The 18,998-nt window shown below is 30.6% G+C and carries 20 protein-coding genes; 13 read left to right on the top strand and 7 right to left on the bottom strand.

Annotated elements, in window-relative coordinates; translation table 11 throughout:
- Positions 1 to 8 precede the first annotated feature (8 nt).
- Entirely contained in the window at positions 9 to 1,565 is a 1,557-nt protein-coding gene (locus E1J38_RS08615; protein ID WP_133356742.1) for a DEAD/DEAH box helicase, read from the bottom strand.
- 313 nt (positions 1,566 to 1,878) lie between these two features.
- On the opposite strand from E1J38_RS08615, the gene E1J38_RS08610 reads away from it, so the two are divergent.
- Genes E1J38_RS08610 through E1J38_RS08600 form a run of 3 tightly spaced genes read left to right on the top strand, consistent with a single transcriptional unit; the run spans position 1,879 to position 4,430 of the window.
- Positions 1,879 to 2,649 carry an MlaE family ABC transporter permease gene (locus E1J38_RS08610; RefSeq protein ID WP_133356743.1) on the top strand — a complete coding sequence of 257 codons (771 nt, stop codon included), beginning with the start codon at positions 1,879 to 1,881 and terminating at the stop codon, positions 2,647 to 2,649.
- A 3-nt stretch (positions 2,650 to 2,652) separates the two neighbouring features.
- Entirely contained in the window at positions 2,653 to 3,408 is a 756-nt protein-coding gene (locus E1J38_RS08605) for an ABC transporter ATP-binding protein (protein ID WP_133356744.1), read from the top strand.
- Between the two features lie 14 nt (positions 3,409 to 3,422).
- Positions 3,423 to 4,430 carry an MlaD family protein gene (locus E1J38_RS08600; RefSeq protein ID WP_133356745.1) on the top strand — a complete coding sequence of 336 codons (1,008 nt, stop codon included), beginning with the start codon at positions 3,423 to 3,425 and terminating at the stop codon, positions 4,428 to 4,430.
- A 14-nt stretch (positions 4,431 to 4,444) separates the two neighbouring features.
- On the opposite strand, the gene E1J38_RS08595 is transcribed toward E1J38_RS08600, so the two are convergent.
- The 6 genes from E1J38_RS08595 to E1J38_RS08570 form a co-directional block, all read right to left on the bottom strand.
- A complete protein-coding gene (locus tag E1J38_RS08595; RefSeq protein ID WP_133356746.1) occupies positions 4,445 to 4,894 on the bottom strand; it encodes a pyridoxamine 5'-phosphate oxidase family protein in 450 nt (149 codons plus the stop codon).
- 137 nt (positions 4,895 to 5,031) lie between these two features.
- Positions 5,032 to 6,240 (bottom strand): metallophosphoesterase, encoded by a 1,209-nt coding sequence (locus E1J38_RS08590; protein ID WP_133356747.1) that lies wholly within the window; start codon positions 6,238 to 6,240, stop codon positions 5,032 to 5,034.
- 7 nt (positions 6,241 to 6,247) lie between these two features.
- Complete coding sequence (locus tag E1J38_RS08585; protein ID WP_133356748.1) at positions 6,248 to 6,844, bottom strand: CDP-alcohol phosphatidyltransferase family protein; 597 nt, start codon at positions 6,842 to 6,844, stop codon at positions 6,248 to 6,250.
- A gap of 6 nt (positions 6,845 to 6,850) precedes the next feature.
- On the bottom strand, positions 6,851 to 7,141 hold the full coding sequence (locus tag E1J38_RS08580) for a chaperone modulator CbpM (RefSeq protein WP_133356749.1): 291 nt from the start codon (positions 7,139 to 7,141) through the stop codon (positions 6,851 to 6,853).
- On the bottom strand, positions 7,141 to 8,025 hold the full coding sequence (locus E1J38_RS08575; protein WP_133356750.1) for a DnaJ C-terminal domain-containing protein: 885 nt from the start codon (positions 8,023 to 8,025) through the stop codon (positions 7,141 to 7,143). Before E1J38_RS08575 ends, E1J38_RS08580 begins: the two co-directional genes overlap by 1 nt.
- 67 nt (positions 8,026 to 8,092) lie before the next feature.
- Positions 8,093 to 8,500: a hypothetical protein gene (locus E1J38_RS08570; protein ID WP_133356751.1), complete on the bottom strand. Its 408-nt coding sequence runs from the start codon at positions 8,498 to 8,500 to the stop codon at positions 8,093 to 8,095.
- 134 nt (positions 8,501 to 8,634) lie between these two features.
- On the opposite strand from E1J38_RS08570, the gene E1J38_RS08565 reads away from it, so the two are divergent.
- From E1J38_RS08565 to E1J38_RS08520, 10 genes are all read left to right on the top strand, one after another.
- Complete coding sequence (locus E1J38_RS08565; RefSeq protein ID WP_133356752.1) at positions 8,635 to 10,530, top strand: PAS domain-containing sensor histidine kinase; 1,896 nt, start codon at positions 8,635 to 8,637, stop codon at positions 10,528 to 10,530.
- Positions 10,531 to 10,562: 32 nt separating this feature from the next.
- The gene (locus E1J38_RS08560; RefSeq protein ID WP_133356753.1) at positions 10,563 to 11,603 is read left to right on the top strand and encodes a response regulator; all 1,041 of its coding nucleotides are present in this window, start codon (positions 10,563 to 10,565) and stop codon (positions 11,601 to 11,603) included.
- 82 nt (positions 11,604 to 11,685) lie between these two features.
- On the top strand, positions 11,686 to 12,528 hold the full coding sequence (locus E1J38_RS08555) for a universal stress protein (RefSeq protein ID WP_133356754.1): 843 nt from the start codon (positions 11,686 to 11,688) through the stop codon (positions 12,526 to 12,528).
- 11 nt (positions 12,529 to 12,539) lie between these two features.
- A complete protein-coding gene (locus tag E1J38_RS08550) occupies positions 12,540 to 12,926 on the top strand; it encodes a hypothetical protein (RefSeq protein WP_133356755.1) in 387 nt (128 codons plus the stop codon).
- 637 nt (positions 12,927 to 13,563) lie between these two features.
- Entirely contained in the window at positions 13,564 to 14,403 is an 840-nt protein-coding gene (locus E1J38_RS08545; protein ID WP_133356756.1) for a universal stress protein, read from the top strand.
- Positions 14,404 to 14,414: 11 nt separating this feature from the next.
- On the top strand, positions 14,415 to 15,245 hold the full coding sequence (locus E1J38_RS08540) for a universal stress protein (RefSeq protein ID WP_133356757.1): 831 nt from the start codon (positions 14,415 to 14,417) through the stop codon (positions 15,243 to 15,245).
- Between the two features lie 79 nt (positions 15,246 to 15,324).
- Positions 15,325 to 16,179 (top strand): universal stress protein, encoded by an 855-nt coding sequence (locus E1J38_RS08535; protein WP_133356758.1) that lies wholly within the window; start codon positions 15,325 to 15,327, stop codon positions 16,177 to 16,179.
- A 17-nt stretch (positions 16,180 to 16,196) separates the two neighbouring features.
- Positions 16,197 to 16,595 carry a hypothetical protein gene (locus E1J38_RS08530; RefSeq protein WP_133356759.1) on the top strand — a complete coding sequence of 133 codons (399 nt, stop codon included), beginning with the start codon at positions 16,197 to 16,199 and terminating at the stop codon, positions 16,593 to 16,595.
- A 53-nt stretch (positions 16,596 to 16,648) separates the two neighbouring features.
- On the top strand, positions 16,649 to 17,503 hold the full coding sequence (locus E1J38_RS08525) for an ATP cone domain-containing protein (protein ID WP_133356760.1): 855 nt from the start codon (positions 16,649 to 16,651) through the stop codon (positions 17,501 to 17,503).
- Positions 17,496 to 18,869, top strand: coding sequence for an MBL fold metallo-hydrolase RNA specificity domain-containing protein (locus E1J38_RS08520; RefSeq protein ID WP_133356761.1), 1,374 nt, complete (start codon positions 17,496 to 17,498; stop codon positions 18,867 to 18,869). Before E1J38_RS08525 ends, E1J38_RS08520 begins: the two co-directional genes overlap by 8 nt.
- Positions 18,870 to 18,998: the final 129 nt, after the last annotated feature.

Below are 18,998 nucleotides of genomic sequence, written 5' to 3'. Positions count from 1 at the left end.
ATGAATTTTTAATCTTCAGGTGGGTATCCGTGTATGGTTTCAAAAACCTCATCAAAGTTTACACGAATATAAGAGTTGAGCTTTTTTCTGTATTCACCCTTCAACCACTCTACAAAATTGTAGGTACTTTTACTAATACATTTGGTATATCTGTTAATTCTAAAATCTATATCGTCGCCTAATTTTCTAGCTAAAGTCAAAGCATCATAAACATCTTCACTGTTCTCAATACATATATGACCGTGTTGTGCAATAGAGCGCTCTAATACTACTTTTGAAGACTCGCCTGCTCTTATAGAATCTACATAGGTTTTTTGAATGTCGAAATGAACGTCATCAGAATTTGCAAATTCTTCCCTTAGGTCATCAGGCATTTCGTACCTAAAATTACTTTCTAATTCCTCATCACTTAATAAGGAATCTAAATAATAATTAGGTGATTTGAAAATACGTTGCCAATCTAAATTATCTCCCCAAGGTCCAAAACGATGAAAGTTATTTCCTAAATCAATTACTTGAAATGTCTTTTTATTTTCTAACACCCTAGAACCCCTACCTATCATTTGATAGTATAAGGTAAGTGATTTTGTAGCTCTGTTTAGAATAATACTTTCAACGGTGGGTTCATCAAAACCGGTTGTTAAAATACTAACCGAAGTTAAAATAGCATCTGGGGTATTTTTAAACCACTTTAAAATTTTAGCACGTTCTTTTTTAGAGTGTGTATTATCCAGATGAGCTATGGGGTAGCCTGCTCTTCTAAAAGTATCATATACATGCAGGGACGTGTTGATACCATTATTAAAAATTAATGTTTTTTTGTGTTTTGAGCGTTCCTCATAAGCTCTTAAAAGCTTGGTGAGCATGTTATCATCAGTATATAAGTCTTCTGAAGATTTTACCGTATAATCACCATTAGCTCCAACCACCAAAGAGGTTAATCCAACATTATAACTAAACATTTCTGCTCTTGCCAAAAAACCATTTTCTATTAAAGACTCAATGCTTTCGCCTACAATTAACTCGTCATAATTATCGGTCATTGGTAGTTCTATGCTCGAACTTAAAGGTGTTGCAGTAACCCCTAAAATAAACGACTGGCTGAAAAATTTAAATAGTTTAGTAAAGGAGTTGTAATGGGCTTCATCTATAATTACCAACCCAATATCTGAAATATCAAGTTTATCATCATGTAACCTATTGTTCAAGGTTTCTACCATAGCCACAAAACAACTATATTGAGCTTGATCATTTAAATTTGCCTTACTGTCAACTACCTTGTTCACCACACCAAACTCAGTAAGCATACTAGATGTTTGTTTACATAACTCTATGCGGTGTGTCATCACTAAAACTTTTTTCTGGTGATTTTTAAGGTATTGCCTAACTATTTCGGAAAAAATAACAGTTTTTCCTCCTCCTGTTGGTAATTGATATAGTAAGTGATAATCTGAAGGCGACTCATCAAAACTTTTGAAAATTTTATCAATGGCACCTTTTTGATAGCTGTAAAGATCTTTACCGGTTTTTCTTTCTTCTAATTCGATTTGAGATATAACGGACATGCAAAAAATTTTGACCCAACAAAAATAACACCTTTAAAAGGTTTATGACGAATGATTGCGTTAAAAATATTAACGAAGTTTTACACTATTATCAAAATTAGGAGCAAAAAAAGGAAATATCACTCAAGCCCTCCTTTTTTTACATACTTAATTTGGTTAAACTAAAATATGATTAGTTTAAAATCAATTTATAGTGGTAATAAAATCTCACGAAGTAAATTAAAGATAATAAATGTTGGTATTCTAATATGATATATGTCATTCAGTGTCTAACAATTAATATGTAAATTTATTAGATTGGAGGTTATATATTATGGCAAAATCAAGCCTTATAAAGTGCTTTTTTATAGAAATTGGTGAGCTTACATATTTTGCTCTTCGGTTTTTCAGAGAATTATTTTCCAAACCTTTTGAGTTTAAAGCACTTATAAGACAGTGCTATAGCATAGGAAACAAATCACTTTTATTAGTTAGTGTAACTGGTTTTATTATTGGCTTGGTAATTACACTACAAACCCGCCCTACATTAGAAGAATTTGGTGCAGAGTCATGGATGCCTTCAATGGTAAGTATTTCTATAATAAGAGAAATTGGCCCCGTTATTATAGCGCTTACATTTGCTGGCAGAATAGCCTCTGGCATAGGTGCTGAATTAGGGTCCATGCGAGTCACTGAGCAGATTGATGCCATGGAAGTTTCTGGCACAAATCCATTCAAATTTCTAGTGGTTACAAGAGTTTTAGCTGCAACTCTTACCTTACCTATTTTAGTAATTTTTGGAGATGCTATTGCCTTATATGGATCTTATTTGGTAGAAAACATTAAAGGAGATGTATCTTTTCAATTATACTTTAACAAAGTATTTAATTCCATAGCCTTTGGAGATATCATTCCTGCTACTATTAAGACTTTTTTCTTTGGGTTTGCCATTGGCCTTGTAGGGTGTTATAAAGGCTATTATTGTGAAAAAGGTACCGTTGGCGTTGGTGCAGCTGCTAATTCGGCAGTGGTGTTTTCATCAATGCTACTTTTTGTTTTAGATTTTATAGCTGTGTTTATAACAGACTTATTTTTTGAAATTTAAGAAATGACTATCATTGAAAACATACAAAAGAAGTTGATATTAAAAATTAAAGATTTGCGAAAAAGCTTTGGTGATAATCATGTTTTGAATGGGTTTAATTTAGAGCTTTTTGAAGGTGAAAACCTCGTTATTATGGGTAAATCGGGTTCTGGAAAGTCGGTTATGATAAAATGTTTGGTTGGACTCATGGAGCCTGACTCAGGAAGCATCCATGTTATGGGTAAAAACCTGCTAAACCTCAATCAATTAGAATTAGATGCCCTAAGAACAAACATCGGTTTTTTATTTCAAGGTAGTGCCTTATATGATTCTATGACCGTTAGAGAAAATCTGGAATTCCCATTACGTAGACACAAAAATAAGTTTGGTAATTTAAAAGACACTACTCCACTTGTAGAAGAAACCTTAAATAGTGTTGGTTTGTTGAAGGCTATAGATTTAATGCCTTCACAGCTTTCGGGGGGTATGAAACGTAGAATAGCCTTGGCTAGAACACTGATATTAAAACCTAAAATTATTTTGTATGATGAACCTACTAGTGGTTTAGACCCAATAACATCTAAAGAAATTATTGAACTCATGAGACATGTTCAAAAACAATACAAAACCTCATCCTTGATAATAACACACGATGTAGATTGCGCGCGGGTCATATCTGAACGCATGATTTTACTTGTAGATGGTATAAACTATGCTGAAGGCTCTTTTAAAGAATTAGAAGCTTCTGAAGATGATAAAATAAGAGCCTTTTTTAAATAATAAAAACTTTAGTTATGAAAAAAACAAGCAATGAAAAATTAAAACTAGGCATCTTTGTTATTGTTGGTTTACTCCTTTTTATTACTGCTATTTACTTAATAGGGCAACGTAAAAATATGTTCACTAAAACTTTTTCTATAAGCGCTAATTTTAACAATGTAAACGGCCTTTTACAGGGCAATAACGTAAGGTATTCAGGAATAAACGTAGGAACTGTAAAAAGAATAAACATGATTAACGATTCTACCATTAATGTTATAATGGCTATAGATGAAAAAATGGTGAAACATATTAAAAAGGATGCTATTGCCACTATAGGAACCGATGGATTAGTAGGCAATATGCTTGTTAATATTATACCAGGTAATGGCAATACTACCGTCATTTCTCAAGGTGACATAATCAAGTCGTATTCTAAAATTGGTACAGATGACATGCTTAATACCTTGAATGTAACCAATGAAAATGCTGCTTTATTAACAGCAAAACTACTTGATATTACAAACTCTATAACTAACGGAAATGGCACAATAGGCATGCTTATAAATGATTCTATTACTGCCAAAAATATACGCCAAACCATAAATAATTTGAAACTTACAAGTATAGAAGCCAATAAAACTATGGGTGAAATAAATCAACTGGTTAATAATTTGAATTTAGATAAAAGTGTTGCTGGGGTATTACTAAAAGACACTTTAGAGAGTAAAAAAGTAAAACAGGTTATTGACAACCTTGAAGCCTCCAGTAAAAATATTAATGAGGTAGTCATTAATTTAAACAAAACCTTATTGAGTTTAAAAGATGGAGATGGTGCTATAAATTACCTTGCTAATGACACAATATTTGTTAAAAATCTAGATGAAGCCATAAAGAACATTAATAATGGAGCAGATAAATTTAACAAAAACATGGAAGCCTTGAAGCATAATTTTTTAACCAGAGGCTATTTTAGAAAACTAGAACGAAAACAAAAACGAGAAGCCAAATTAAATAAGGAACAACAGCAATTTAAAGACTAATTATTGTTTTTCTCTTAGTATTCTCTACTTTTTCCAGTTATACCCAATACGTTTATGGCATATATTATGGGTGCACCTGAGGTTACTTTGCTAGAAAAATCACTTATCAAATCTGGGTGTTTGTTACTTTCTTTAAATATCAATTTTTTAACTCCTAAAACAAACTTATGTAATTGTTGTTTAGCATAGGTACCCTCAAGTTCCTTAAATTGACCTTGTACCATTACAGAATCCCATTTATTGACATTATCTATTTCAGTCACACAAAAAGAGACTAGATCATTTGAACGCATAGCATCTATTTTATGCCCTTCTCCAGAATAGCTAATTAAACAATTTCCTTCCTCGTAGTAATAGTAAGTGATTGGAACCACATAAGGACTACCATTACTTATATAAGACAAATAACCAATGTAGTTGTTTTTTAAAACGCAGGAACTTTCAAATTTATTTAAATCTTTCATTTGTGAATGTATTTTAGCTTATTCAGAATTGCAGAATTATAATTTAACAAAACGGTACTCTTTTTATGTAAATGAATTAAACTACCCTATTTTTAAAACTAGAACAATGATAAAAATCAGTTGTACAATTAATTTAATCAATTTAGTTCTAAATAGGTGATTTCTGGACGCATCCCCAACCTACCAGGAAAACCTAACCACCCTAACCCTCTATTTACATATAAGAATTGATTGTTTTTTTCATACAAACCAGCCCAATGTTTGTACTTATATTTTACGGGGCTCCATTTAAAGTTTTTAAATTGGAAACCTAGTTGCATACCATGTGTATGCCCTGAAAGCGTAAGTGAAATATTTGTTTCTTTAACAACCATTTCCTCCCAAAAGGTAGGATCGTGAGACAGTAGAATTTTAAAAGGAATGTTATTACAATTTCTCAACGCAACAGCAATATCTCCATAGGTATTAAAGGGTGGTTTACCCCAGTTTTCAACACCAATAATGGCTATCTTTTCATTATTCCTCTCAATAGTATCAGAGTCATTAAGAAGAAGTGAAAATCCTATATCTTTATAAAATTGTTTGATTTTAATAAAATTTATAAACTTCTCTTCTCCACTTTTCCAATTGGAATAATCGCCATAATCATGGTTTCCCAAAATTGCATATTTACCAATGTTTGCTTTTAGTTTATTAAAAACGTGTTCCCAACCAACAAGTTCCCAAGCATAGTTATTCACTATGTCTCCTGTAAAAAATATTAAATCTGGATGTAGATTATTAATGAGCTTTATAGCTGGATTTAAAATTTTGTAACGGTAATTGAAACTTCCTAAATGCAGATCTGATATATGAACTATTTTTAAACCCTTAAACACTATTGGTAGTTTATTAAAACGTATTTTATGATGATGAATTTTAAAACGATGCACTGCTTTAAAAATGGCATACAACACAGCAAAAAACGGTATCACCCCAGACAACAAACCTATTAAAGGAATAATTAAAACTGAAGCCTGTTCTGAAAACACATAATTAGTAAAAAACAATATGGATATAACTACTACAAATATGATTTTGGGAATGAAAGATGCTACAGTAAGTCCATATAATGACGATATAAGTACATGCTTTCGTTTTGGAGGAATATCATCTAAAGTTACTTTAAGGGTTAAAATAGCTGATATTAGTCCTAAGGTAAAAAACCAGAATAAAATATGTATCAGTACTTCAAAAAATGAAGGTAATAATTTAGTAATAGATTGTAGCCAATAAAAAGCCAAAATATCTACACCTAAAATAACTAAACATAAAAGTAATATAGTAAATATTGAGTAGCTACGCATAACACAATTATTTGGAATTGTTATGCTTTAGTCTTCGCTTATCGCGCAAAGCCCAATAAAACCCTTTAACATCAGACACCCAATTGTCATACATGAAAATGAGTGTTATTTCCTCAAAAGTCTCCAGTAAACCAACAACTATCATAACATAAAACAATAAGTACTCAGGAGAAAAGAATAAGGACCATAAAATAAATAGACTCTGGAGTAATGCTGAAAACTTAGCCAAATATGTATGGAAAGCGGTTGCTTTACCGTATTTAAAATAAGCTAAAAGCATTTGTACAAAGTAAGGCACAAATGCAATTACTATTAAAACAAGATTTAATTTAATGAATTGTGTTTCAAAATAAAACAACCCTATTAATCCTATAGTAAGCGTTATTTGATCTCCAATAGAATCTAGCTGAGAACCCCTAGGACTTGTAATTTTTAATTTTCTGGCTAAATAACCATCAAGAGCATCGGTAAGATAGCTAACCATTAAAAACCATGTAAAAACCAACCTTAAGTCAAACCAGATTAGCACCAACAAGAATGGCGCAGCTACTACCCTGTAAAATGAAAACCAATCTGCTATGTTAAAGTTTTTAAACGTAAGCATATTATTTTACTCATAACGGTTTAACTTATTTTTGAGAAACTTTATTTCTTCTTGTAAATCCTCTACTTGTTGCAATAAATTATAAATAGCATCTACTCCCTCTAAATTGATATCTAGGTCATAATGTAAACGCATTAGTTTTTCAATTTTTTTTATCTGTTTTACATTAATAAAGAAATCATCTTGTCTAACAATAACCTCAATAAGTTGGTATTCCTGTAGTTTTATTATAAACGAATTTGGAACATTATAACGTCTACAAAGTAATTGTACTGATATTAAATCCTGTTCTTTCATTACTTTCTTAAATTTTTTAATGCGTTCATTAATTCCTTTTCTTTAGCAGTTAAGTTGGTTGGTATTTTTACATGGTAAGTAACATAAAGGTCGCCAAACTGGTTTTCTTTTTTGTATTTTGGAAAGCCCTTTCCCTTCAACTTAACTTTAGTTCCATTTTGTGTTTCTGGTTTTATATTGAGCTTAACCTTACTGTCAAAAGTATCAATGGTAAGTTCTCCTCCTAATATAGCTGTATATAAATCTAAATCTACATCAACATAGAGGTTGTTTTTATCTCTTTTAAAATTTGTTGGGTTTGAAATTGAAAACTGAATGTATAAATCACCATTAGGCCCCCCATTAACGCCTTGTCCACCATGCCCTTTGATTTTAATTATCTGACCGTTTTCTACACCAGCAGGTATAGTAATTCGTATATTTTTATTGTTTACTGTTAGTGTGCGTTTATGAGTTGTATAAACATCCTGAAGGGTTAATTGTAATTCTGCATTATAATCTTGTCCTCTAAATTTCACTTGTCTTCCACTGGCTCCAGATGATGCCCCGCCAAACATGTGTTCAAAAAAATCTGAAAAATCCTGTTCTGCATACCCTCCAGAACTAGCATAACTGCCTTTATATTGCTGTTGCTGTTTGGCTTTCTCAAATTCTTCAGCATGTTGCCAATTCTCACCATATTGATCATATTTCTTCCTGTTTTCAGGATGACTCAATACCTCATTGGCTTCATTAATTTCTTTGAATTTTTTTTCGGCTACCTTATCATTAGGGTTTAAATCTGGATGATATTTGCGAGCCAATTTCCGGTAGGCTTTTTTAATGTCTGCCTCATTGGCAGTTTTTGAAATACCAAGTATTTTATAATAGTCTATAAATGCCATCTAAATAATTGTTTTTAAAAAAGGATTAAAACACAGAGTAATTCATATAACAAACCTTTCTCTTAACTTATTTTTTTAATTCTATACTCAAATTAGCGAGCATCATTAGTTCTGATTTATTTATACCAGCAAATGCATTGGCAATGGCATTTCCTGTTTTGAGTATCAAACGCTTTATCTCTTCAGTAAATAAATGAGGTTGTTCATTTTTATAATTTATAAAAGTATCATAACAAGCTTGAGCATTTAAGTTTTCTTCATTATTGAGCCAATCAAAAACAATTTCTATTTGATAAGCGCCATCTGTAAAATACTCATCTTCTATAGGGTCAACAGGTAACCACTGCTCTCTAACCAACTCCTTAAGTTTATCAAATTCTACTTTTCTCACCTGTTTATCTGCTGCAGCTATAGCGTAGAACAACCTACCAAGATTTTGATAGAACTTAAGTGTCATCTTTTTTTGAGTTCTCATGTCTACAAAATTTAGTTTTACTAAAACTACATACTTGTTAGGTTATTTCATATGACATAAGTCAGTCATAGCCAAAGTAGTAATTTGTATTTTTATATATAAAATTTCATAGCATACTAAAAACATCGTCTATTATGTTCAATCAGGACCAAGAAATATTCAATATTCTGTTAGAAGCCGTTTTTGAAGGTGTTATCATTCTTGATAATCATCAAAAAATTATGGAGGTTAATGGGTCCGCTGAAAATATTTTTGGATATACAAAAAATGAGTTGATTGATAAAAAACTAAGTTTCCTTCTTCCTGCAGATTACCGAAAAAAGCATACTACTTTTTTCAACATATTTTTAAAAAGAGGCTCGCGTAGAAAGATGGGTGAAACCAGAGATGTTTATGGCATGAAAAAAGATGGTACTGTTTTTCCAATGGATATTGAATTGAATCTATTTTCAATCTATAACAAAACCTATGTTATGGCTTTAATTAGAGATATTTCTGAAAGAAAAAAGATTGAAGAAAGCCTAATGCTTAGAACAAAAGCGTTGCAATCTGCCAGAAATGGTATTATAATAACTGATGCCTTAAAACCCGATAACCCTGTGGTATATTTCAATTCTGCCTTTCAAGAACTTACTGGATATTCTGATGCAGAAATACTCAATCATAATTGCCGGTTTTTGCAGGGTAAAGATCGAGAACAACTACCACTAAAAAAGCTTAGAGAGGCTATCAAAAATGGTGAGAGTTGTCAGGCTACGTTACGTAATTATAAAAAAGACGGTACTATGTTTTGGAATGATCTTTATGTTTTTCCTATAACCAATACACGAGGAACCGTAACAAATTTTATTGGAATACAAAACGACGTTACCCAACGTAAACAAGTTGAAGAAGAACGACATCATCTAGCAACCATTTTTCATGAATCACTAAACGAAATTTATGTCTTTGATGTTGAAACATTAATCTTCTTAAATGCCAATTACGGTGCAAAAAAAAACATTGGGTATAGTTTAGGTGAATTGAAGGAAATGACTCCTTTAGACATTACTACTATAAGCAACCAATCTAATTTAAAAGAATCTATTGATATTCTGTTAAAAGGAAACACGGATAAGATTGAGTTTGAAATTGTACACCAGCGAAAAAATGGCTCAACCTATCCCGTAGAAGTTCATTTGCAAATTTCAGAATTGGGAGAAAAAAAAGTATTTGTTGCTATTGTTTTAGACATTACAGAAAGAAAAAATTATACCACCAAATTAGAGACCGAAGTAGAATTAAGAACGCAGCAATTAGAGAATGCCTTAAGCAAGGAGAAAGAGCTAAATGAATTAAAATCTAAATTTCTATCTCTGGTTTCTCATGAGTTTAAAACCCCTTTAAGTGGTATTTTAACCTCTACAGAGCTTTTGAGTAAATACCAGTTAACTGAACATCAAGAAAAAAGAAATAAACACATAAAAACAATTACCGATAAGGTTCATTTTTTAAATAATATTTTAAATGACTTTTTATCTGTTGAAAAATTAGAATCAGGTAAAGCAAATTATAAGTTTACCAATTTTAAATTGAGTAAGGTGGTTAATGAGGTGGTTTACAATTATAACATGCTATTAAAAGAAGGGCAGAAAATAAATTATCCAGAAGATATTGATGACATATCAGTTTACCAAGATGAAAAGATAATTCAGTTAATCTTTTCAAATCTATTACACAATGCCATTAAATATTCACCTGAGGAGAGCTGTATAGATTTACAAATTAAACAGGGTGATGAGTTTACCACCTTAATAATAAAAGATAAAGGCATTGGTATACCCAAAAAAGATCAAGAAAGAATATTCCAAAGGTATTTTAGAGCAGATAACGTAATGAATACGCAAGGTACTGGCATAGGATTAAATATAGTAAAAAATCACTTAGAAAACTTGGGAGGTACTATAAAATTTCAGAGTAAAGAAAATATGGGCTCTACTTTCATCATTACTTTTCCAAATAATAGTGAACAAAATCAACATGAAATATAATCTTAGAGGCATAAACCAAAAAACGCAAACTCATGAAAACAATTTTGTTAATAGAGGATGATGTTGTTTTAAGAGAAAATACAGCAGAACTTTTAGAACTGTCTGACTATAAAGTCTTAACTGCATCAAACGGAAAAACGGGCGTAGCATTAGCAAAAAAACATCAACCAGACATTATTATATGTGATATAATGATGCCAGAACTAGATGGCTATGGCGTATTAAAAGCACTTTATAAAAACAAACTAACAAAGTACACCCCATTCATATTCTTGTCTGCTAAAACAGAGCATGAAGATGTTAGGAAAGGTATGAATTTAGGTGCCGATGACTACATTACTAAACCATTCTCTGAAGATGATCTTATAAGTGCTATTGAAAGCCGTTTGGCAAAAGTATCTATTCTAAAAGAAAAAGATAAACTGCCCACAGAAAATGACGATAAAATAAAAACACTTAATGATTTAAAGATTTTTTTTGATGATTTTGGTGACGAATTTGCATTTAACCAAGATGAAATTATCTATCGAGAAGGAGACCACTCTAACTATATTTATTTAATAAGTAAAGGTGCTGTTAAATGTTTTCAAATAAACGAATTAGGTAAGGAACTTGTCACGGCTTTGTACAAAGAAGATGATTTATTTGGATACAACTCTTTTACTCAAAATACACCTCACAGAGAAACAGCCTCTGCAATTGAGGACACCAAATTGGTTGGTATTTCAATTTTAGAATTTAAGAAACTACTAGATCAAAATCATAAAGTTGTAATTGAGCTTGCTGAATTGCTAGCAGACAATCTATCTTCAGTAAAGAAAGAGCTAATTCAAATGGCTTATAGCTCTGTTAATAAGAAAACGGCAGCTACCATTTTGAAATTTGCCGAAAAAATGAACCGCAATCCAGAGAAGCTCATAAAAATATCTAGGAATGATTTAGCCAGTGTTGCTGGTATATCTCCAGAAACTTTTATTAGAACATTATCAATTTTTAAAAAAGAAGGCATCATTAAAGCAGATGGGAGAAACATTAAAGTAATTGATATAGAAAAGCTTAAAAAAATCTGTTAGCTAGCTTAATAAGCTGAAAATGACCGATATCATTTCCTTTTAAGTGTCTACTACATACATTAGTATGAGAAAATACCAAAAGATGAAAAATATATTACTTCCAACAGATTTTTCAGAAAACTCCTGGAATGCAATAAAGTATGCTATTAAATTTTTTGGAGCAGAGACATGTAATTTTTACATATTACATGTAAATAGATTTGATAACTTTATGACTGATAGTTCACCATACATTTTTGAGGAAGATACTATTAGTGATGTTTACACCTTAACAGGTAAACTAGAGCTACGTAAATTAATAAAACGCATAACAAAGCAGCTTACACCCAATGAAAAACACAAGTTCTATACTATTTCTGATTATGGTTTTTTTATTGAATCTATTAGAAACCATGTAGAAGATAAAAAAATAGATTTTATAGTAATGGGTACCAAAGGGGTCTCTGGTGTAAAAAAAGTTATAGTGGGAAGTAATACAGGAGGTGTTATCACAAAAGTAAAATGTAACACTTTAGCGGTTCCTGAGCTTGCTCAATTTTCAGAGATTAAAGAAATTGCTTTCCCAACAGATTTTTCTTTAACATATGATATTAGCATTTTAAAACCTTTATATGAAATTTTAGAAAAACACCCATCTGCATTAAGAATTCTTCATATCTGTAAGAAAGAGATTAATTTAAATAAAGAACAAAATAGAAATAGGGAGTTATTAGAGGACTATTTTGGACATTTTAATCACAGTTTTCACTATTTAACTAATAAAAAAGTTGAAGACGCTATACAATGCTTTGTTGAAAGCAGAAATACAGACATGATTTGTATGGTAGCAAAAAACCTTAACTACTTTCAACAAATTCTATTTCATTCTAAAGTAGAACAAATAAGTTATAATATAGAAACACCATTTTTGGTATTACATGAATAATTAAAAAAACTATGGATACATCACTTTTTTTAGCAAAATTCTGGGGTTGGTATCTACTCATTTTCTTCTTGATACTTAGTTTGAACCCAAAACGAATAAAACAAATTTTCAATGATCTCCATGATGAGAAATTTTTAATTATCTCTGCATTTGTGGCTATTATTGTGGGGTTAATAAATATATTATTCCATAATGTCTGGGAGCCAAACTGGAAATTGTTAATTACACTCATTGGTTGGTCATCTCTTTTTATTGGTTTATCATTATTTATGTTTCCAAAACGTACAGTACCAGTCTTACAAATCATGAATATTAAATTAGTACAAGTTATTTACACCTTACTATTATTTGCTGGCTTGTTTTTATTAAACATTGCTTACGAAATTATTCCATCATAAATTTCATGAAAACTGAGGAATATCATTTACTATTTATATTTTCAAGCATATATTGGCTCTATAATTAAAAAGTTCTAATACATATTGATAAATCTTAAGTGTTATTTTTTTAATAATACAAAACAAGGTATTTAAAGCTATTGTTTAAAATGAAAACATCAACATAGTTTTTAGTTAAAAAGGTTATGTTGAAGAAAACCGAAAGTTGAACAATAATATTGATTACCTTAAGGAAACAGGAAGCCTTTGCTTCCTGTTTCTAAAAAATACAGTTTTTTGTATTGCAAAAAAAGACTGTTTCAGAAATATTTAAATCTATTAGTTATCCAAAAATTTAATATAACTATTGGGAATATTAATGATTAGAAAAGGCTAGTTGACAGAATTAAATATTTCAAAAAAGGAAACAGGAAGTTCTATCTTCCTGTTTCTGTTTATTTAAAGGCTATTAATTAAGTCACAACTTGTATTGTGATTGAAAAAGGGAGTGTTTTTTTATTAATACTCCCTTTTTTAATTCGTTATAAAAACCTGAAAAACAAAAGACTATACTCCTTATAGATCTGGCTTAATCTGATATATATCATTGTGTATTTTTTTTTTGGCACCTAACTTTAGTTATAAAGCATTCGTAACCATGAAAAAAATACTTTTACCCACCGATTTCTCAAGCAATTCCTGGAATGCCATAAGCTATGCCTTGCAACTTTTTAAAGATAAGGTTTGTAAATTCTATTTGCTACACACCTACACACCAATGATTTATCACACAGAGTTTGTTTTAGTTAATCCATCTCAATATGGCTTAGGTGACGCTGTGATGGAAAAAGCACTTAAAAAGTTTGACCTATTAAAAGAACAAATTGAAACAACTTTTAAAAACCCCAAGCACTCCATAGAAGTTAAAGCAGTTTTTAATACTCTAGTAACAGAAATAAAGGATATGGTTCAGGAGGAAAATATAGACTACGTTATAATGGGTACAAAAGGGGCTTCTGGGATTGAAGAAGTTTTATTTGGTTCTAATACCGTTCATGTTTTTAAAAATGTTAAATGCTCCATTTTAGCAATACCCGAGAAATATACATTTGAAGCACCACATGAAGTTTTATTTCCAACAGATTATGAGATTGACTATAATGATATTTACATGAAACCTATCATTGATATTCTCTCTCTTTATAAAACTAGAGTTAATGTTTTAAATGTGTCTTATGGCTATGATCTCTCTGAAAAACAAACCATAAACAAAAGTAAACTAGAGACATACCTTAAAAATATTTCACATATGTTCCATAGTGTGAGCAACCAAACGGTCCCTCAGGCCATCAGTGATTTTCAATTAAATGCTCGCATTAATCTATTGGTTATGATTAATAATAAACACTCATTTTTTGATAATCTATTTTTTAAATCTACAATCAACCAAATAGGTTTTCACTTAAACATTCCATTCTTGGTGATTCCTGCTCAATAAAAACAAATGCTATGAAAAGAAATATTTTATTACCAACAGATTTCTCAGACAATGCTTGGAGTGCTGCGGTTTACGCTCTAAAACTTTATGCTAATAAAGAATGTACATTTTACTTTTTAAACTCACAAACAATAAAGGTTTCTACACTATCAAACCTTTCTAACAAACTATTAGAAACAATGAAGAAAGAGTCTTTAAAAGAGTTAAAAGCACTTAAAGAATTAGCTGAAACATGTAATGCTAATGCAAACCATGAATTTAAAACAATATTGAGTACCCTAGATCTAACCACTGCTATTAAAAAATCTATCAAAGAATTAAATATTGATATGATTGTTATGGGTACTAAAGGTAGTACCGCTTCAAAAGAGTTTTTCTTTGGAAGTAATACGGTGCATGTTATTAATAGCAATAAGCTTTGTCCCTTATTAATAGTTCCTGATGAATTTGATTTTGTAAAACCTCATCAAATTGCCTTCCCAACAGATTTCAATAAGCTTTATACAGATAAGGAATTAAACTCATTAAAAGAATTGGTTGAACTGTATAATTCTAAAATTAGAGTTCTTCATATAGAAGAAAAAGAACATTTAGATGATAAACAAGAACGCAATTTATCAGTGCTTGATAAATTCTTATCAAATTACGAACACTCATTTCATTGGATGCCAGATTATGCAAATAAAACAACAGAGATTAATGATTTTATTGAGGAGTTGAATATTGATATACTTGCCATGGTAAATTATAAAAAAAGTATTATTGAAAAGTTTACCAAAGAGCCTGTAATAAAAAAAATAGGTTTCCAACCTACAATACCGTTTTTAGTTATTTCTGCTTAGGCTTATAAAATATTATGAAGGTTAATAGTAGTCATTACTTTATTATATTTTCTAATTAATTCAAGGTAAATAATGAATTATGAAACGTAAAATCTTGTTACCCACAGATTTCTCTAAAAATGCATGGCATGCTATAAATTATGCATTAGAGTTATACAAAAACGATTATTGTAACTTTTATATTTTGAATGTCTTTTCGTTTACTAATAACATAATAGACAGTTTAATACTCATGGAACCTGGCAGTGAAATGTATGAAACCGCTAAGTTGGAATCTGAAAATAAATTAGCTAAAGTATTAAATATGTTAACTCTAAATAAACAACATAATCCTAAACATCATTTTGAGGTTATTTCAACATTTAATAGCACAGTTGAAGCCATAAAAAACATAGTGGAAGAAAGGGATATTGACATCATTGTTATGGGAACTAAAGGAAAAACTGGTTCCAAAACAGTAATTTATGGTAGTACTGCTTTTAATGTTATGGAAAACGTTAGGAATTGCCCTGTAATTATAGTGCCTGAATTGGCAAAACATAATGTGCCAAAAGAAATTGTTTTTCCAACAAGTTATAATACACATTTAAAAAGAAATGAATTAAGCCATCTTATCCATTTAGCTAAAAATTGTAAAGCATCTATACTAATTTTACATGTGTTAGAAGAAGCGCAACTTGATAAAAAACAAATAAATAATAAAAAACTATTGGCAGAGTGTTTTGAAGATGTAGATCACTCCTTTCATACCATTAGTTTCACAGCAATACCAGTGGCTATAAACTGTTTTGTGGAAAGCAGGGCTAGTGATATGATAGCCTTTATTAATAAAAAACATTTCTTTTTTAAAAGTTTGTTAATGCAGCCTTTAGCAAAAGAACTTAGTTATCATTCAAAAGTCCCCATACTAGTTATGCATGACCTAAGAAATTAATTTTAAAATTATAAAACATGAAAATAGGAGTTTGGCTAGATAAAGAAAAAGCCCATATAGTTTGTTTACATGATGGCGTAGCAGATTTTAAAACAGTTTTATCAAATGTAGAGAACTTTAAAATTCATGGTGGCGCTGGAACAAAATTTAAAGGAGGCCCTCAAGATGTTGTTCAAGATAGTAAGTACTTAGAACGTGAAAAACACCAAATAAAAGCATATTTTAAAGATTTAGCAACAGAAATTAAAGATGCTGAGGCTATAGTTCTTTTTGGTCCTGCTGAAACTGGATTCAAATTTCATAAGGAACTATCAAATAACTATAAAGAATTAGAATCTAAAGTTACAGAAGTAATAAAAGCTGATAGCATGACCAATAATCAAGTCATAGCTTGGGTAAAAACCTATTTTAACTAAACAAATGTTTGTTAAAATATTGTAGTTCTAGTAATTTAAGAAAAACATCTAAAATGGAAGCTAATACAATTGATATTATAAAAACTTCTGGCAAAACAGTTAAGTTTTCATTAAACAAGCTAAGAGCTTCGCTTAAGAGAACTGGAGCAGATTCTCAAACAATAACTGAAATAATCAATAAAGTAAGGGATGAATTATATCATGGTATCTCTACAAACGAAATTTACAATAGAGCTTACGCTTTACTCAAAAGAAAGAAAAGTTATCTGGCCTCTAAATACAAACTAAAAAAAGCAATCTATGAATTGGGACCAACAGGCTTTCCTTTTGAACGTTTTGTAAGCTCTATTTTAACGTATTCAGGATATAGAACAGAAGTTGGCAAGATTCTTCAAGGGCAATGTGTAACTCACGAAATAGATATAGTAGCCCATAAAAATAATGAGACAACCATTGTTGAATGTAAATTTCATAACGAAGAAGGACTCAATTGTAATGTAAAAATTCCTCTATATATTAATTCTCGTTATAAAGATGTACAAGCACATTGGAATAGAAATTCTAAAAACACATCTGTACTTACCAAAGGTTGGGTAGTTACAAACACACGTTTTACAGAAGATGCTATTCAATACGGCAATTGTACTGACCTGTATTTACTTAGTTGGGATTACCCGAAAGATGATGGTTTAAAAGACCGTATTGATCGCTTAGGGCTCTACCCTATTACGGTTTCAACACTACTAACTAAAAGAGAAAAACAATTTCTATTAAGTCGAGATGTAGTACTATGTAGAGAACTTATTGATGATGTTTTTTACCTAGATCATCTAGGAATTTCAGAAATACGGAAGGAAAAGATTACCAATGAAATAAAAATGCTTTGTAAAAATCAAAACCATGAATAAAAATGTAAACATACACTTTTTAGGTGGTGCCGGGGTGGTTACTGGGTCTAAGTTTTTAATAGAAACTTCAGAGAAAAATATCCTAATAGATTGTGGTATGTTTCAAGGTTTAAAAGAATTGAGGGAACTTAACTGGAATAATATACCTTTTGATATTCAAACTATAGATGTGGTGTTGTTAACACATGGACATTTAGATCATGTTGGTTACTTACCCAGACTAATAAAACAAGGCTATAGAGGTAAAATTATTGGTACAGCACCCACGTTGGCCATAGCAGAAATAATTCTAAAGGACAGCGCAAAAATACACGCTGAACATGCTGAAAAGGCAAACAAAGAAAAATTCTCAAAGCATAATCCTGCACTACCGTTTTTCACCAAAGAAGACGTTGAAGAAACATTAAGATTATTCAATGTTGAAATGATTGGTAAATGGGTTACACTTTCTCAAAATATTTCATACCGTTTTCAATATAACGGCCATATTATTGGAGCTACTTTTATAGAATTAGATATAAATGGTAAACGTTTTGTTTTTTCAGGAGATATTGGAAGACCTAATGATTATTTGTTAGAAGATCCTAAGAGACCTGAATGGGCAGATTTTTTATTTATAGAAAGCACTTATGGCAATAAACTTCACCCTAAGGAAAACATAGAAAACACCATTACTGAACTTGTAAAAGAAATCATCTTAAAGAAGGGAAATCTAATTATTCCAAGTTTTGCAGTAGAGCGTTTACAAACTTTAATGTTCATTTTATGGAAACTTTATCAAAAAAATAAAATACCTAATATTCCTATTTTTATTGATAGTCCAATGGGTAATAATGTATTAGAAGTCTTTAATCGTTTTCCTAAATGGCATAAATTATCAACTCAGGATTATAATGCTATGTGTAATCATATAAACATTATTCAATCGTATAGAGAAACCTGGGAAACCATAGATGACAAAAGATCAAAAATTATAATTGCTGGAAGTGGTATGGTTACTGGCGGGCGGGTTCTTACCTATCTTCAACAACTAATAGACAATCCAAAAACAACTGTTTTGTTAGTAGGCTATCAAGCTGAAGCAACCAGAGGAAGGCAATTGGAAGAAGGCGCTCATGAAATTCGTTTCTTCGGAAAATATTATCCTGTAAAAGCCACTATTAAAAACATAGAAAGTTTATCGGCTCACGCAGATCAAAACGAACTATTAGAATGGATGAGCCAAATTAAAAATATACCAGAAGGCATTTATTTAACTCACGGAGAACCTAATGCCTTAGATGCGCTTAGACTAAAGATAAAACATGTTTATAACTGGAACTCTACGATACCAAAGCTTTTACAGATTGATAAAGTGATGATATAAAATTATAAGTTCATGAGACATTAATTTAGTATCGACCTTAAATTTCTAAATTAATATAAAATTATCTTAAACCTAGCATAGTTATTCATTAACCTTCTTATTTCCAGACTGATTTATATCATTGCATAA

The organism is Seonamhaeicola sediminis (assembly GCF_004358095.2).
Classification (GTDB): Bacteria; Bacteroidota; Bacteroidia; order Flavobacteriales; family Flavobacteriaceae; genus Seonamhaeicola; species Seonamhaeicola sediminis.
This window is presented reverse-complemented; position numbering and strand designations above follow the sequence as displayed.

What these genes read in the sequence shown, in the direction of transcription:
- E1J38_RS08615 (WP_133356742.1), bottom strand. Translation starts at nt 1,565, where the DNA reads ATGTCCGTTATATCTCAAATCGAATTAGAAGAAAGAAAAACCGGTAAA.
- E1J38_RS08610 (WP_133356743.1), top strand. Translation starts at nt 1,879, where the DNA reads ATGGCAAAATCAAGCCTTATAAAGTGCTTTTTTATAGAAATTGGTGAG.
- E1J38_RS08605 (WP_133356744.1), top strand. Translation starts at nt 2,653, where the DNA reads ATGACTATCATTGAAAACATACAAAAGAAGTTGATATTAAAAATTAAA.
- E1J38_RS08600 (WP_133356745.1), top strand. Translation starts at nt 3,423, where the DNA reads ATGAAAAAAACAAGCAATGAAAAATTAAAACTAGGCATCTTTGTTATT.
- E1J38_RS08595 (WP_133356746.1), bottom strand. Translation starts at nt 4,894, where the DNA reads ATGAAAGATTTAAATAAATTTGAAAGTTCCTGCGTTTTAAAAAACAAC.
- E1J38_RS08590 (WP_133356747.1), bottom strand. Translation starts at nt 6,240, where the DNA reads ATGCGTAGCTACTCAATATTTACTATATTACTTTTATGTTTAGTTATT.
- E1J38_RS08585 (WP_133356748.1), bottom strand. Translation starts at nt 6,844, where the DNA reads ATGCTTACGTTTAAAAACTTTAACATAGCAGATTGGTTTTCATTTTAC.
- E1J38_RS08580 (WP_133356749.1), bottom strand. Translation starts at nt 7,141, where the DNA reads ATGAAAGAACAGGATTTAATATCAGTACAATTACTTTGTAGACGTTAT.
- E1J38_RS08575 (WP_133356750.1), bottom strand. Translation starts at nt 8,025, where the DNA reads ATGGCATTTATAGACTATTATAAAATACTTGGTATTTCAAAAACTGCC.
- E1J38_RS08570 (WP_133356751.1), bottom strand. Translation starts at nt 8,500, where the DNA reads ATGAGAACTCAAAAAAAGATGACACTTAAGTTCTATCAAAATCTTGGT.
- E1J38_RS08565 (WP_133356752.1), top strand. Translation starts at nt 8,635, where the DNA reads ATGTTCAATCAGGACCAAGAAATATTCAATATTCTGTTAGAAGCCGTT.
- E1J38_RS08560 (WP_133356753.1), top strand. Translation starts at nt 10,563, where the DNA reads ATGAAAACAATTTTGTTAATAGAGGATGATGTTGTTTTAAGAGAAAAT.
- E1J38_RS08555 (WP_133356754.1), top strand. Translation starts at nt 11,686, where the DNA reads ATGAAAAATATATTACTTCCAACAGATTTTTCAGAAAACTCCTGGAAT.
- E1J38_RS08550 (WP_133356755.1), top strand. Translation starts at nt 12,540, where the DNA reads ATGGATACATCACTTTTTTTAGCAAAATTCTGGGGTTGGTATCTACTC.
- E1J38_RS08545 (WP_133356756.1), top strand. Translation starts at nt 13,564, where the DNA reads ATGAAAAAAATACTTTTACCCACCGATTTCTCAAGCAATTCCTGGAAT.
- E1J38_RS08540 (WP_133356757.1), top strand. Translation starts at nt 14,415, where the DNA reads ATGAAAAGAAATATTTTATTACCAACAGATTTCTCAGACAATGCTTGG.
- E1J38_RS08535 (WP_133356758.1), top strand. Translation starts at nt 15,325, where the DNA reads ATGAAACGTAAAATCTTGTTACCCACAGATTTCTCTAAAAATGCATGG.
- E1J38_RS08530 (WP_133356759.1), top strand. Translation starts at nt 16,197, where the DNA reads ATGAAAATAGGAGTTTGGCTAGATAAAGAAAAAGCCCATATAGTTTGT.
- E1J38_RS08525 (WP_133356760.1), top strand. Translation starts at nt 16,649, where the DNA reads ATGGAAGCTAATACAATTGATATTATAAAAACTTCTGGCAAAACAGTT.
- E1J38_RS08520 (WP_133356761.1), top strand. Translation starts at nt 17,496, where the DNA reads ATGAATAAAAATGTAAACATACACTTTTTAGGTGGTGCCGGGGTGGTT.